This is a genomic window from Paenibacillus sp. MDV22-iso6, assembly GCF_058408365.1.
Window position 1 is genome coordinate 13,923 of sequence record NZ_JBZVDZ010000008.1, and the last position, 14,586, is coordinate 28,508.

At 44.5% G+C, this 14,586-nt stretch carries 12 protein-coding genes; 4 read left to right on the forward strand and 8 right to left on the reverse strand.

The window, feature by feature from the left end; all coding sequences use genetic code 11:
• Positions 1–245: 245 nt before the first annotated feature.
• A complete protein-coding gene (locus tag AC4PM4_RS21785) occupies positions 246–437 on the reverse strand; it encodes a hypothetical protein (RefSeq protein ID WP_491614558.1) in 192 nt (63 codons plus the stop codon).
• Positions 438–596: 159 nt separating this feature from the next.
• Between AC4PM4_RS21785 and AC4PM4_RS21790 the strand changes: the two genes are divergently transcribed.
• Positions 597–944, forward strand: a complete 348-nt coding sequence (locus AC4PM4_RS21790; protein ID WP_491614560.1) for a helix-turn-helix domain-containing protein — start codon at positions 597–599, stop codon at positions 942–944.
• Between the two features lie 163 nt (positions 945–1,107).
• Positions 1,108–2,553 (forward strand): hypothetical protein, encoded by a 1,446-nt coding sequence (locus AC4PM4_RS21795; RefSeq protein WP_491614561.1) that lies wholly within the window; start codon positions 1,108–1,110, stop codon positions 2,551–2,553.
• A gap of 819 nt (positions 2,554–3,372) precedes the next feature.
• On the opposite strand, the gene AC4PM4_RS21800 is transcribed toward AC4PM4_RS21795, so the two are convergent.
• The 6 genes from AC4PM4_RS21800 to AC4PM4_RS21825 all read right to left on the reverse strand — a co-directional run bounded on the left by AC4PM4_RS21800 (position 3,373) and on the right by AC4PM4_RS21825 (position 12,392).
• Positions 3,373–4,302 (reverse strand): tyrosine-type recombinase/integrase, encoded by a 930-nt coding sequence (locus AC4PM4_RS21800; RefSeq protein ID WP_491614562.1) that lies wholly within the window; start codon positions 4,300–4,302, stop codon positions 3,373–3,375.
• A 159-nt stretch (positions 4,303–4,461) separates the two neighbouring features.
• Complete coding sequence (gene guaA / locus AC4PM4_RS21805) at positions 4,462–6,000, reverse strand: glutamine-hydrolyzing GMP synthase (RefSeq protein ID WP_090953900.1); 1,539 nt, start codon at positions 5,998–6,000, stop codon at positions 4,462–4,464.
• 316 nt (positions 6,001–6,316) lie between these two features.
• The gene (locus AC4PM4_RS21810; protein ID WP_491614564.1) at positions 6,317–8,680 is read right to left on the reverse strand and encodes a transglutaminase TgpA family protein; all 2,364 of its coding nucleotides are present in this window, start codon (positions 8,678–8,680) and stop codon (positions 6,317–6,319) included.
• Positions 8,667–10,034 (reverse strand): DUF58 domain-containing protein, encoded by a 1,368-nt coding sequence (locus tag AC4PM4_RS21815; protein WP_491614566.1) that lies wholly within the window; start codon positions 10,032–10,034, stop codon positions 8,667–8,669. Before AC4PM4_RS21815 ends, AC4PM4_RS21810 begins: the two co-directional genes overlap by 14 nt.
• Entirely contained in the window at positions 10,031–11,020 is a 990-nt protein-coding gene (locus tag AC4PM4_RS21820; protein WP_079695711.1) for an AAA family ATPase, read from the reverse strand. Before AC4PM4_RS21820 ends, AC4PM4_RS21815 begins: the two co-directional genes overlap by 4 nt.
• Positions 11,021–11,123: 103 nt before the next feature.
• Positions 11,124–12,392, reverse strand: coding sequence for a polysaccharide deacetylase family protein (locus AC4PM4_RS21825; RefSeq protein ID WP_491614569.1), 1,269 nt, complete (start codon positions 12,390–12,392; stop codon positions 11,124–11,126).
• A 245-nt stretch (positions 12,393–12,637) separates the two neighbouring features.
• On the opposite strand from AC4PM4_RS21825, the gene AC4PM4_RS21830 reads away from it, so the two are divergent.
• Positions 12,638–13,282 carry a DedA family protein gene (locus AC4PM4_RS21830; RefSeq protein ID WP_063568175.1) on the forward strand — a complete coding sequence of 215 codons (645 nt, stop codon included), beginning with the start codon at positions 12,638–12,640 and terminating at the stop codon, positions 13,280–13,282.
• A 198-nt stretch (positions 13,283–13,480) separates the two neighbouring features.
• Here AC4PM4_RS21830 and AC4PM4_RS21835 read toward each other — a convergent pair whose 3' ends face one another.
• A complete protein-coding gene (locus tag AC4PM4_RS21835) occupies positions 13,481–13,630 on the reverse strand; it encodes a hypothetical protein (RefSeq protein ID WP_491614571.1) in 150 nt (49 codons plus the stop codon).
• Positions 13,631–13,926: 296 nt separating this feature from the next.
• Here AC4PM4_RS21835 and AC4PM4_RS21840 point away from each other — a divergent pair, with 296 nt between their 5' ends.
• Entirely contained in the window at positions 13,927–14,508 is a 582-nt protein-coding gene (locus AC4PM4_RS21840; protein WP_491614573.1) for a hypothetical protein, read from the forward strand.
• The last annotated feature ends 78 nt before the right edge of the window (positions 14,509–14,586 follow it).

Genomic DNA, 14,586 nt, shown 5'->3' on the forward strand with positions numbered 1-14,586 from the left:
TGGGAATACGCTTTAACCTATTGTCCGTTTCGTGCCATTTCTGAGTCACTTTCTCTTCTTCAAGTTCTTTATGCTCCACATTGCAGTACCATGAACCAAGTCCAGATCCAATAAATAGAGCCCACGATACAATCGGATAATCACCGCCGCCACCAATTACAATGAAAAACATGATAATAGCAAGGATTGCTTAGGAGCCTCCGAAACCAAGATACATTTTATCCCCCCAAAAACTGTAGTATAACTTAACATTTGTTTACCTTTTCACAAACATCAAGATATTCATTCATTAAATTGTTCTCTTTCTTTAGCTGTAGAATTTCCTTATCTAACTCTTTAAATCTTGCCTTTCGTTTATCACTTTCTGATTCACAAGCTGTACCCATTAAAATCAAACAAATACATGTAATTCCTAATATGTAGTTCTTTATTTTCACACGTTTGCACCTCCCTTGTTACACTCTATTATTTTATCACAGAATCCCTAATTAAATATAAGTTTTAGAATAAATTCCTAATATAACCCCCTGTAAACTGAATATTCCCTTTCATACGCTTGTATAGAAGGGATGTGAGCGCTAGTGACGTCAGATTTCATGAGAATGGTTGGTAACCGCATTAGAACTTTGAGAAAAGAACGAAATATTACACAGGAATCTCTTGCTGAAAAAGCAGACATCCATTCTACTTATATATCAGACATTGAGCGCGGCGAACGAAACATTTCAATGGAAACACTCGAAAAAATAATAAATGCACTAGATGTTAATCCAGTTGAACTGTTCAGAATAGAGGGAGTTGAAGGTCTTGAAGAAAGGTCTAGTAGACGAGAATTAACTGATGCTCTTAACTCGTTCTTGTCGGGCAGAAATATTGAGGAAGTAAAGCTTGTACTTCGCCTTGCTAAAGACGTGCTAGGTACATATGATTATTTGACAAAATAACCCATGGACACCCTCCTTGGGTTATTTTTTTCCATTTTTTTTTAAAAGAGAGTAATCCCCTAAAGATAGTTAGTGAACTACTTATAAAAACATAATTTTACTTTTAATAAAAAATAGTGTAGTTTTACTCTAAGAAACCACTAAATTATGGAGGTAATATTGTATGAAACTTCAAATTGAAAAATGGGTAGACGAAACTAAGCCTTTCAAAGAATCAGACTCAGCATATGAATTCTTTGAGGAATCTGTTCGTTGTTACAAAATTGGAGCATATAAGTCTGCTTTTATAATGTCTTATCTTGCCTTTAAAACAACTATTAGAAATAGAATTTTGGAATGTACATATGGTAAAGAACTTGTTAAGTCTAATCCTAGGTTTTGGGAAGATGAAGTTATAAAAAAATTAGAGAATGATGATCTTTGGGAAGGTCACTTAAATTCAATTGTAGAAGCATCTTGTGCAGATAAAAATAACAAAAAAGATTTAGCGATCTTACATTTTACAAATGGCGAACAGGTTAAAACAGCTTATAACAATTGGAAAAACATTAGAAATGATTGTGCACATGCGAAAAGATATGTAACAATTGACAGTTCGACAGTAGAGTGTTTCTGGAACTATTTAGTGGATAATTTAAGCAAGTTTTATGTTCTTGGTGGTGAAGAATATTTATTAAGAGAGTTAGAAAATACATACAAGTATTACGATTATCCCGATATAGTTCAGCCAGAGACAGTTAGTAATTTAATAAGTGATGTGAATGTAATCTGTAATAAAAACTCTCATATTTTTTTCGAGGAATTATTTAAGAAACTAAGGGTTATTGCAAGAAGCGAAGGGTTGGTTAATGATGCAAATGAGCAATTTTGGAGAGATATACTAGAGTCGAGGCATGACAATATAAAAGATGGAGTAGTAAAAGTAATCTCAAACGACGCTCAATTTTTCTTTAACTTCTATAATTATTTCCCTCAATTACTAGAACTGTCCCGATCTCTTAATACAAAATTTATTATTAACGATCTATCAAGTTGGCTAAATGAACCTTATTACACATATTATTACGGAAATACTTTTTGGGCTGTTCTAGTTGAAATTTTAGATAATTACAAAACGCAGGTAACTATTGATAAGATTGTAACTAGTAGAACTATCGATCTAATTAATTCTTTCACACCAGATGAAAGAAAATTGCGAATACTTAATAGTAACGATGTGTTCAAAAAATATATTTTTGGAGTATCATCTTGGTTCTTTAAAACAGACGCAGGTTCACAATATGATAACTATAGTAAGTTTCAATCTAAAGAATCTGAATATGTTGAACTCTGTTTAGACCATCTGGAATGGGATAAGGAGTGTATTGGATTCATAAATTATGCACTCGTTGAATTAGAATCAAGTATGCAATCAAGGTCTAATCCTGCATCTAGAATGAATGGCTATAGCTTTAAATCGAGATGCGAACGGATCATTTGTAAAAATAAAGCTAAAATAACGAATGTTTCAGATGTCGATTGGAATGATTACAATGAGGTTTTAAAAATACTCGAAAATTGTATCAGTGACCAAGATAATATAGCTACTGCCCCTGAACTGAATCAGTGAATTCCATCTTTACAATAGAACCAGAAGCCCCAGAAATCGTTCTAAGGGCTTCTGGTTCTATTGTAATAGACTTTAGTAGACAAGAATTAAAATCCCTGTACAGCCTCTCTAGCCTCTTATAAAACATCTTCAAACATGATTTGTCGTCAATGCGATAGAGACTTATCGTGAGTGTTCCAGTATACCCATCGTTGCCAGATCGAGGTCAGTTTACTGAGAGGATGTGTACGGGGACTAATTCTTGAAATAAATTGGTTTTCATCTGTTAAATATCCCCCCGTCACTTGTCAAGCCTTTTCACATAATTATAGTTATATGAAAAGAATTATAGAATAACTCTCAGATACCATACCTTTAAATAATCTTAACCAGCTCCAGTTAATTTAGTGCTTAATCATACATTTCAATCTAAGAGTGTGATTGCCCCTCTTTCGTATCGCATAATAATTGACACAAAAGTTTTCTCGGAACAGTTCACAGTGGATGTCCATGGAAGCAGGTTATAATAATAATTGCCCCCGCAAATTGTACAGATAGATATAAAAAAACCACATCAATTTTAACGCATTCCACGGTACTACAGAGCAACTTTCACTTTAACATCTCCAACTTCTCAATATAAGCCATTCAATCAATCATAGAGCTTATTGTCTCCGTCTGATTTGCATATTTGATGAATCAGACCTTGCGTTCCAAAAATAATGATGACCGCTCGTACAACTTAGTAATAGCGCAAATTATGAGCATATGACAGTAATAAAAAAAAGGATAGCAAAACGCTACCTTTCATCGTGTTTTTAAAAGTATAGTTTTCTGTACTTATATTCGCATTCTATTCAGTGGACTATACACTCTCCCTATCTCTAATATATCGTGCTGTTCTAATCCTCTTAAATATTTAGAAGTAATCTGAGTATCAAAATGCCCCATGAGGCGGCTCAGGCTGTATACGTCGATTCCGTTCTTTAATTGTTTCTGAGCAAAATAATGACGACAATCGTGTGGTGAACACCGTACCTCCTTTCTTACTCCTGCTTTTTTACAATGCTCTTTCAGTATCTTATTAATACGTGAACGTGATAAACGCTCAGCAGATTGGTCTAGGAAATAATAATCCTCTATCTCGTCAGCTAGTCTGTGCTTGAAGCGTTCCTGCTTTGCTTCCTCATACTTCCGCATATACTTTCTCATTATCTTGCTAATGTAGATTAGACGCTCCTTAGAGCCTTTACCGTGGATTAGAATGTGCGCTCTTGATACATCATTATTCTTGATGTTACACAGTTCTGAAACACGTATCCCAGTATCAAATAGCATAATAAGAATTAACTTATCCCTTAGATTAGAGTAGGTCTCTTCATTCACATCATTAATGATGCGCCTTACTTCTTCATCATTAAATGTGATGATAACCCTCTTATCTTCCTTTAGGTTCTTAATTCTTCGCATAGGATTATCCTTCTCATCTATATATTCCTCATCAACAAGAGTCTGGAAGAAAACTTTAATCGTAGCGATATGACCATTGATTGTAATATTGGCTTCTTTACCTCTACTCTGACAATGCTGAATGTATTTCTTAATATGCATTGAAGTCACTTCTTCCGCTTCCTCAATTTCTAGTTGCTCCTTAGTGAATTCCATCCAACGATGCAAGCGATACATACAACCAGTAATATATTCTTTTTTTCTTCCTTGGATTTCTTGGCTTAGCTTAAAGTCAGCAATTAATTCATTGATTTTTGACACAAAAAAAACTCCCCTCTATTTGTTAAATAACACAAATAAAAGAGAGCAATTTTTGAAGACCAATAGTTGCAGGTGAATGAAATAAGATTTTCAATCGTTGTCCAAGAACCCCTATACAGCAAGGCTTCTCAGTCATTAATCAATTGAAAAATACCCAAATCATTCCCACTCAATCGTTGCTGGTGGTTTGGAAGTTACGTCATACACGATACGGTTTACGTTATCCACTTCGTTAACGATCCGCACGGAGATTTTCTCCAATACGTCCCAAGGGATACGCGCCCAGTCAGCTGTCATACCATCGATGGATGTTACAGCACGGATACCTACAGTATAGGAATACGTACGCGCGTCACCCATAACCCCAACACTCTTCATGTTAGGCAGGGCTGTGAAGTATTGCCAGATCTCGCGATCAAGACCGGCTTTGATAATTTCTTCACGCAGGATGTAGTCCGAATCACGAACGATTTTGAGCTTGTCCTCCGTTACTTCGCCAAGTACACGGATAGCAAGGCCCGGACCTGGGAACGGCTGACGCCATACAATTGCTTCTGGCAGACCGCACTCTTCGCCGACTTTACGCACTTCGTCTTTGAACAAGGCACTCAGTGGTTCGATCAGCTTGAAGTTCATGTCCTCAGGCAATCCGCCCACATTGTGGTGGGATTTGATGGTTTGAGCTGTCGCTGTGCCACTTTCCACGATATCCGTGTACAGTGTACCTTGCGCCAGGAATTCAAAATCATCAAACTGCTTGGACTCTTCGTCAAATACGTAAATAAACTCGTTACCGATGATTTTACGTTTTTGTTCCGGATCATCCACGCCTGCCAGTTTGGACAAGAAACGCTCTTGTGCATCAATTTTGACAACTTTCATGTCGAATTTGCCGACGAACGTCTCCATTACGCTCTCCGCTTCGCCTTTGCGCAGCAGACCATGGTCGATAAACATACATGTCAGTTGGTCACCGATGGCTTTGTGAAGCAATGCAGCCACAACGGAAGAATCTACACCGCCGCTAAGTGCGCACAATACTTTACCATCGCCCACTTTTTCACGGATATCCTTGATCGTATCTTCGATAAACGTCTCCATGCTCCAGTTGCCTTCGCAACCACAGATTTCGTACAGGAAGTTTTTGATCATTTCATTACCGCGAACAGAGTGACGTACTTCTGGATGGAACTGAACAGCATACAATTTGCGCTCATCGTTGCTCATCGCTGCGATTGGCGCACTTTCCGTGCCTGCATCCAGTTTGAATCCAGCAGGAAGAGCAACCACGTGGTCACCATGACTCATCCATACCGTATGTTCACCTTCGATACCTTGTGCAAGAGCAGAACCTGGTGCAAACTCGATATCCGCTTTACCGTACTCACGCTTCTCGGAACGCTCCACTTTACCATCAAGCTGTTGCGCCATAAGCTGCATGCCGTAACAAATTCCGAAGATTGGCACTCCCAGATCATAAACGGCCGGATCTACGTGTGGTGCATTTTCTGCATAAACGCTAGATGGTCCGCCCGAGAATACGATTCCTTTTGGTGATAATTCTGCGATTTTCTCCGCCGGTGTGTTATACGGCAAAAGCTCGCTGTATACGCCCAGATCCCGGATTCTTCTGGCGATTAACTGGTTGTATTGGCCCCCAAAGTCAAGGACAACCACTATTTCATTTTGCTTATTCATTACCGAGCCTCCCTCAATTAATGAAACTAATTATACGCAACGACAAAACATACCGTCAAGGAAAGGCGAAACTCCTTTTTTCGACATCTCAAAACATGGCATATTCAACGCCTGAGATTACAATATTTAGTCGAATATTCTCGCCTCCATTATATATATTTCCGATCGGAAATATAAGAAAAAGGGTTGACGCACTATTTTCATTATAAAAGAGATCTTCCGCATAAGCTCACGGTGTATGATCGCGGAAAGACGCCTCATTCGCTTTATGGGGCGAGAAAGGCGTCCTATGTTTGGCGCTGCGCTGTACTTCGTGTTACAGCGCCTGCATGCGCCGGGCCAGTTGAAGTGCCCGGCGCAGGAACTCCAGACTGTCCGCACGCAGCGGACGGTCCGGCCCGTACAGCAGCCGTTCCCAGTCGGCTGCGAACCGCGCGATGTCCGCGCCGTCCGTGCCCGCGGCCACGGCGGGTGACGCTGCATATTCACGCAGCGTCATTCCCGGCGGCCGTGGGCCGTAGCGGCGCGCGAGCGCGGTCCAGACCGGAGCGGCGGCGCTGAGCAGCCGCTCGCGGTCCGGAAAGCTGCTGCGCGGCCACGCCAGCAGCAGCCTTAGCCGCAGCGCGGGGCGAAGCCGCCGCATGCGGATGGCCCCGGCGGCGCACAGCAGCGCCGCTGCCGCAAGGGCTGCCGCGAGCCATGGGTGCGCGGCAATGGCCCGTGCGCGGGCGAGCAGCCATGCGCCCGCGTGAGCTACCCCGCCGTCCGTCTGCGGCGGGGTTACGGCAACGGGCTGCTGCCCGCTGAGCGCAGCGGCATCTTGGCCTTCACCCTGCGTCATGGTGAAGCCCGGCGTAGCCTCAAACGGCATCCAGCCCGCTCCTGGAAAATACACTTCTACCCAGGAGTGTGCATCTCCTTGGGTTACGATGTATTGCCCAGATACGTCCGCATCCGCTTCCCCGGGCCCGAATCCCTTCACCCAGCGTGCCGGAATACCCTCTGCACGTAGCAGCACAATCATAGCTGTTGAGAAATGATTGCAATACCCCTCCCGTGTAACGAATAGAAAATCGTCCACAAAATCAGTTCCTCGTGGTGGCATACGGGTATCTAGTGTATATTCGGCGTGGTCCGCAAGATACGACTTTACGGCTTGCACGGCATCATAACGACTCTCACTTCCCTGAATGATTTCCTTCGCAAGAGCCTGCACACGTCCGGGAAGCGTAGTTGGTAGCTGCAAATACGTTCTGCGAATTGCCGCCGGATCTTTCATGTTGGACTTCTTTCCCAGAAGGCGTAGTTGTTCAGGTGTTGCCACGGGAATCATGATGTCTGCCGTATAACTTTTGACCGGTTGATTGTCATAGGTAGCCGCCAGCCATAACGTGGCGGAATCTTCATTTGATAGTAATAAACGTTTATTCTTCTGATTATCCCTGTTCTTGTCCTGGAACGAAAGATTGATTGGCATTCCACCTGTAAAGAGGGGATTGGGTCCTCTCCATTCTCGCTTCATCGTTACCGTTTGACGAATACGTTGCCAATAGGCTGGATACTCCCAACCATCGGTACGCACCAATCCAGATGGACTTGCCGTCTCAAAGCTCTGCACAGGATCACTCCAGGTGCTTCCGTTATAATATGAACGGGTCTCGCCCCGCCAATACGTAGCTTCCGGACTTTTCGCCGTAAAAAAGATCGTGTCTCCCTGCACCAAAGGTGCGCCCATTGGTGCATCCGCTGTACTATATCCTGTGACGGCGGTTGTGGCAGGAATACTTCCGTGCTGTGTATAGCCTGCCCAGCGGGCCAGCCGTTCACCCATCTGCTCAAGGGATATACGTTCCGGTGGAGGAATGGAAGCAAGTTGACCAGGGATCGCTGAGAAAAGTACCATACCTGCGGACACCGCAAGCGTTACCGTGCACCAACGGCCATAAGGACTCTGCTTAAAGATCGGTGTGGTGACCCCGCCATTAAGGCGAAGCAACTGTAACATGGCCTGGATGAGTAGAATCCACAGCACAGAACGTATCACCGAAGCATATACATCCAGTCCGGCAAAGGATTCAAGCAGCAGCAAATAGACCAATGTTGCACTGCCAAAAAGCATCACACTTCGTCGCAGCAGTACAAGGGACTGCACGGAAGCCATCAGCATGCTCCAACCGCACATCATGAGCAGACCTCTTGTCTCCACACTAATCGAGTGAACACGCCAGGTACTCATGAAACTGCCCATATCCTCAGAAAGAGTGGCCGGATATGTAACAGCCCATCCAGCAGGGTCATTACCTCCATACATACAACATAATGCGGCTAGAGCAATGAGGAGTCTAATCAGTATTCCCGTGATCCAGCCGGTACGAAGCAACCCCGCGAGCAGCAAGGTTCCTGTTAATCCTGCCATCACGGACAAGAATCGTTCACTGCCCTGCTGACCCGTTGACGTAACCGGATAAATCCACTCCAGGGACAATATAAGCAAAATGGCAGAAAGACCGATTCTGTAAAGGAGAGGCTCCGAATTTTGGCCATGACTCTTCAAATCTACTCCAGATGTCCTGGTTTCCGCTTTATATATGGAATGCACAGACTCTAATCCCAAACTGGCGGTATGCCCTCTGTCAGCCACAGTGGAGTTCGCTTGAGGGTTTCCATTATGCTCCCACATCCGTTACCTCCGCCTTTCTCATTGAAGGTAAAGAGCTGTCTGTGATCCAATGGATCTGTACCCCACATTGACGAAGCTGTTCCAGACTTTCATTGCCAATGTCACGAATGGTTCGATCTATTGCAATAGACTGTGCTGTTTCTGAAACTACAGTGGTATCAGAAGTCGCATCACCTTGAGTTCCTCGCTTCTGAGCCATATTGCTGCTGAGGGATTCCGCTCGCGATATAGGTGATGGATCTTCTCCAGCCATGAACTCCGTTAACTGAACCTCTACCCTGTATCCCAACCCAATTGCACACATTACCCACTCCACAAGAGCTTCGTCCATTCTGCCGGTGAGAACCACAATTCGTGACCCGATCGCCATTCTATCCAACATCTCTGTGCGAAGCGAAGGAGGTACAACTTGAGCCGTGGCAATTCGTGCCTGCGCCAGCTTGTCTAACGCATGGTTTTCAGGAGAATGCAGTAGTTCTTGTTTCCATTTCTCCCGAAGAGCAGATCCTGACCCACCGCCTTCCGTCCACACTTGATAAGGAATGTTGTCCCGTTCAGCGGTATGAACCCAACGAGCAGCTGCACGGACCGCACGTTCAAAAGCAGGCATATCCCTCTTCTCTGACTGCCGCATTTCATAACCCGATGCACCTTCATACACCAGTATGCCCAGCGAGACAGAATCGGAGGTTTCAGGCAAAAAAGTCTGAAGTCGACCCGTTTTGGCTGTGCTTTTCCAATGAACACGCCCCAGTGGGTCTCCTTGCTGATATTCCCGGAACTCAGGACTGCGATTCCCCTGACTGCTTCTTCGCTCAGACAGGGCATCTTCCCCCACGGCCGAGTATTCTCCAGGATTACTCTCACCCCATTCCGTAGCTTGGGGAACAACAATTAGCGAGGTATGATTCACAGTCTCTGCGGAGACCGTATTCCATCCGAAAACATCACCCCAGTACAATCTGCCTGATTCCCATCTGTACACACCTCTGCGCAAACCCGATAATTCATATTGATACGTAAACTGGCGACGGGTTCCCGGAAATAGTAATTTACGATGTACACCGGCAGGTGTATTCTCACACAGAATGATCCATAACAGTGGAATCGGGCAGTCGAATTTCAGTTCCACTGCCACCCGCGTTCTTTCGCCTGCCACAACCCGATTCGCATGCATTTGCCGCCGAATGTTAATATTGCGCGGACCGAAAAAATGGATGATCAGTGCGCTTGCGAGCATCAAGGCCGCTATAATGGACAGAAATAGCGCGGCTTTGCCGCCATGCCATACATATAAAGAGGCAAAAGCCACGACCAGGACAGCACCCAACATTCGTTGACCCAGCGCAGTCATTGACGCCGTCCCCTTCCCTGTGCCGCCATCTGTACAGGTACAGGAACCGATGACAGAGCTTCCTGAATCAATTGCGCCTGTGCCCAGATTTCGGCTCTGTTCTGGGCTTTCAATTGAACGCGATGAGAAAGGACCGGTACAGCCATCTCTTTCACATCATCGGGAATGACATAACTGCGTCCTTGGAGGTAAGCAAACGATTGTGCAGCAGCCATCCAGGCCAATGTTCCGCGCGGGCTGATTCCCAGTCTTACCGCTGGGTGACTTCTTGAGGCAACGGCAACAGCAACCAGATACTGTTTGACAACAGGATCCACATGTACATGTTTTACTTCACGCTGCATGGCTACAACTTCTTCAGCAAGCATGACAGGGCGAAGCTCATCAAGCAGTTCTCTGCTTTGCATCCGGGTTAACAGTTCGACTTCCTGCTCCGGATCAGGGTACCCCAGTCCAATCTTCATGAGAAAACGATCCAACTGCGCTTCAGGCAGACGATAGGTGCCCTCAAACTGCAACGGATTCTGCGTCGCCAGCAAAAAGAATGGGCGCGGCAAAGCATAGGTTGTGCCATCCACCGTAATGCGTCGTTCCTCCATCGCTTCCAGAAGTGCCGACTGAGTACGAGGGGAAGCTCGATTGATTTCATCAGCCAGAACAATATTGGACATGACGGGTCCTGGTCGAAACTTGAATTCTCCCGTATGCGGATGATACATCGACGTGCCCGTCACATCTGCCGGCATCACGTCCGACGTGAACTGAATTCGTCCCATGGAGCAATCCAGCGCAGAAGCGACGGCGCGAACCAGCATCGTTTTACCTGTACCCGGTACATCTTCCAGAAGTACATGACCTCCACTAAGCATTGCAGTTAACACATAACGAATCTCTTGTTTTTTGCCAATGATCACACTTTCAACTCGCTTCATAACTCTATTCAGCAATTCTACGGCATGTTCATGTTCCATTCGGATATAAGACATTTCTTCTAATCTCCTTCCATCCATCGGCATTCCTGAACCATACTAATCTATGATTCAGTGTTGCCCGGAAGTAGAGAGAATAGTCCTGTACGAACGACTTTATTCAGATCAATTTATCCAAATACATACTGTTAGTTGCTGCCAGAGGAACGCTGGCTTTAACCATCCATTCCTTTTCATTAGCCTTTAGTGAATCAACGGTTACTCCCATATGCTCCATCAATTCCCGCAGCGGAACCCAGATCGTTCCTCCCTGGCTCTGCACGACTCCCTCTGTCGTTCTGTCATTCATCTGGTCTGCACGTTTGGTTGTCAGGTCTCCGCTGATACTGTCTGCATGGATGGTTCGGTCTTTCCATATGGCTGTAGCTGTCCGGGTCTCTGCATTCCAGCGAGCGCTGCCACCGAACTTTTTCATAAAGGTCCGCAAAGGCACCATGATCCGCTGATCTTCCACGCGAAATTCTCCTTGCTTCAACGTGGCTGCTGCCAAGCCAATTTCCACCTTCAATTCTTTGCCAGCCAACCACAGGTTGCTGTTCTCCTGTACATTTTCTGCGACCCATTCCTTACCCGGAGCTTTGCGAGACTTGTATTTACCATTGGAATCGATGCGGAATTGAACAGGCTGATCCGTGGCCTTCATCGTGTCAAAACGAAAACCTTGATCCTGGTAATACTTGATAATGCCAGGTAGTGCTTTTACCGTCTCAGCATGAGCGCCTCCATCATGCATCAATACAATGACCGAACGTGCCCCGGCAGGCACCTTGGTCGCATTGCGTAAGATCTCTTTGGCCGGAACACCCTTTCGTTTGGAATCACCACTGTCTACGTTCCAGTCCATAACGGTGTATCCGCCCAATTTCAGCAAATCAAAATAACTCTTGTCGAAATGTCCATAGGTACCGCCCGGTGCCCGGACCAGATTCGGCCGAAATCCTGTAATTCGCTCTACTATCGCCTCAGTCTGTTTGATCTGCTTCCAGAACACTTTGAAATCACTGTACAGCTGTTCATAATTATGATTAAACGTATGATTGCCCAAAGCATGTCCATCTTCCACAACCGCACGGATCATCTCAGGATAACGTTCTGCTTGCTCACCAAGCACAAAAAATGTAGCCAAAACCTGCTCCTTGCGCAAAATATCCAATACTTCACGGGTATGGTTACCCGGTCCATCGTCAAAACTCAAATAGACTACCTTTTCTTGAGGATTATCTTCTTTGGAGGCGGATGCATCAGACCCCGATACAGAAGAAGCGTAAGTTGTGCCTGCAGATGCAGCGAATACACACAGCAGTACTACAATGCGAATTATAAGCACAGACCATTTTCCAGATAAAATTGTATGTATTGGTGTTACCATGTTCGAATCAACCTCCAACGTCTCTAGTGAATTTGCTGATAGACTTCAGCAGATTTGTTAGAATTATATGGAGGACGCGCTGAAAAAAGACGCGATTTTGTTTTATAATTTTTCACAATTTGGGATGGCTCGTGATTGATTCTTCGCTTCGGATTAGGTAGCATAATGGACAGGTAGGATCATGAACAAAACTCCTTGGAGAGTACGTATCTCCTCCCACCCTGTCTGCAGGAGAGTGAAGTCTATTGGAATTGCTTGAGAAGGTCCAGCATCTGTTTGGATCCTACGGATACAGCGTTTTGTTTTTTGGCTTATTGCTGGAATTCATCGCCCTTCCCTTCCCGGGAGAAACGACTATGGCTTATGCAGGGTTTCTGTCCTACAAGGGTCATCTGGACTTCGGAATACTTGCCATCCTTGCTTTTCTGGGAACGACGATTGGCATGACGATCACTTATTTTATTGGGGCCAAAGCAGGTCTGCCGTTCATTACACGATATGGAAAATGGTTTCTAATGAAACAGGACAAGCTGGATAAAACGCAAAAGTGGTTTGCCAAGTACGGCAATGCCCTGATCTTCATCGGTTATTTCATTCCGGGAGTGAGACATTTCACCGGATATTTTGCGGGTATAGCCGCTGTTCCCTTTCGTAAATTCGCTCTCTATGCCTATTCAGGCGCACTGTTGTGGGTCATGCTGTTCCTGGGCATCGGTAAAATATTCGGCCCCCAATGGAACGCGGTGTTCCAGCTTGCTCATCAATATGCACCTTACATCGTGGCGGGGATCGGACTGTTGCTGATTGCAGCCGTTCTGTACCGTTATCGAAAAGCGTTGGCTGCCCGATCGTTGCGCAAGCCTGCCGCTATTCGGCAAAGACAAAAATAAACGATATAAACCAGGAACGCCCTTGCTTCAGAACTTCATTTTCGGCACTGAGATACTTCAAGCCGCTCGGCCCATTTCTTTTGTGATGCAGCGGGTACTCTGCCATGATCTTAGCAAACCGCAGCGCTTATCCTTACTATGAGTCTGCTTCTTTTCAAACTCTGTTGTGGTGCTTCGATGAAAGTAACAATTTTAAAATTAGGTAAGGCACCCCATAGAGGAACGAAACAAACAGTGTTCTATTTCCTTGAAAGTCAAACGTTGATTAGAATCATCAACAAAATATTCAAGTGGGACGCCAAGCACATCCATCATCCGTACCATCACCATATTATTAGCTTTATTCACCCTAATTACCCTCCTTTGAGATCTTGAGCGCAAAACCCACCGAATAGTGTAGAACTACTTTCATGCCCGCAGAAGAATGCCATCGATGCATTAATTGACAATTAGCACAGGTAAGTCCAAGGTCGAGATCCAGAAAGAACTAATCCGTTTGGAGGATCAGTTCTTTCTGGATCTGGACTACAAAAGACAAGTCAAGTCTATTAAAATAATAAGTTTACATATATATACAATGGTTGATACACTCTAAATGTAAATATATTGAAATAAAATACAATATTTAGAAAAGAGGAAACCGAGTGAACAAGGTTACAAAGGTACTAGGGACGCTTGTATTAGGCGCCGCAGTCGCAACAACTTCTTCTGCTTTTGCAGATCCAGCATTGCAATCAAGCGCTGCAGCAAAAATTTCACCTAAAAAAGATATTCCTGGCAATGTTATTACGGTGGATACTTCCGTCAATGACAATGCTATCCATGGAGAAGTAGGTGATATCCTCTTTGATGGCACTTACTACTATGAGAGACTTCCAGATAATACTCAAATAGTCCCTGAAGGACCATCTCCTATGGCTTCAACTGAAGGATTTGTTGTTAGTAACTTTGGTGGTAATACAAGTTTAGACAAGTCTATCGTATTGTCCGGTACATATGTTTACTGGAAAATTTGGATCAAAAATACGGGTTCTTCGGCTATTACTGTAAGTATTGCTGGTGACAAAAACGGTCCTCACAGCATTCCAGGAGGCGAGACGTGGAATATTTGGAGTGATAAAGCTTGGAGTACTGGTACCTACAAAGTAGGTTTTACAAATGGTAGTGGTATGCAAGGGCAGGCGGCAGCTCGTATTGGTGAAAGCATTGCGGATCTGAGTATTTAACCACCCCTAAAACTTTCATTTAACAACGTTTAATCACTCACATATTTATGGATGATATCAATGTATAAATACATCACA

What these genes read in the sequence shown, in the direction of transcription:
- AC4PM4_RS21820 (WP_079695711.1), bottom strand. Translation starts at nt 11,020, where the DNA reads ATGTCTTATATCCGAATGGAACATGAACATGCCGTAGAATTGCTGAAT.
- AC4PM4_RS21815 (WP_491614566.1), bottom strand. Translation starts at nt 10,034, where the DNA reads ATGACTGCGCTGGGTCAACGAATGTTGGGTGCTGTCCTGGTCGTGGCT.
- AC4PM4_RS21810 (WP_491614564.1), bottom strand. Translation starts at nt 8,680, where the DNA reads ATGTGGGAGCATAATGGAAACCCTCAAGCGAACTCCACTGTGGCTGAC.
- guaA (WP_090953900.1), bottom strand. Translation starts at nt 6,000, where the DNA reads ATGAATAAGCAAAATGAAATAGTGGTTGTCCTTGACTTTGGGGGCCAA.
- AC4PM4_RS21795 (WP_491614561.1), top strand. Translation starts at nt 1,108, where the DNA reads ATGAAACTTCAAATTGAAAAATGGGTAGACGAAACTAAGCCTTTCAAA.
- AC4PM4_RS21825 (WP_491614569.1), bottom strand. Translation starts at nt 12,392, where the DNA reads ATGGTAACACCAATACATACAATTTTATCTGGAAAATGGTCTGTGCTT.
- AC4PM4_RS21790 (WP_491614560.1), top strand. Translation starts at nt 597, where the DNA reads ATGAGAATGGTTGGTAACCGCATTAGAACTTTGAGAAAAGAACGAAAT.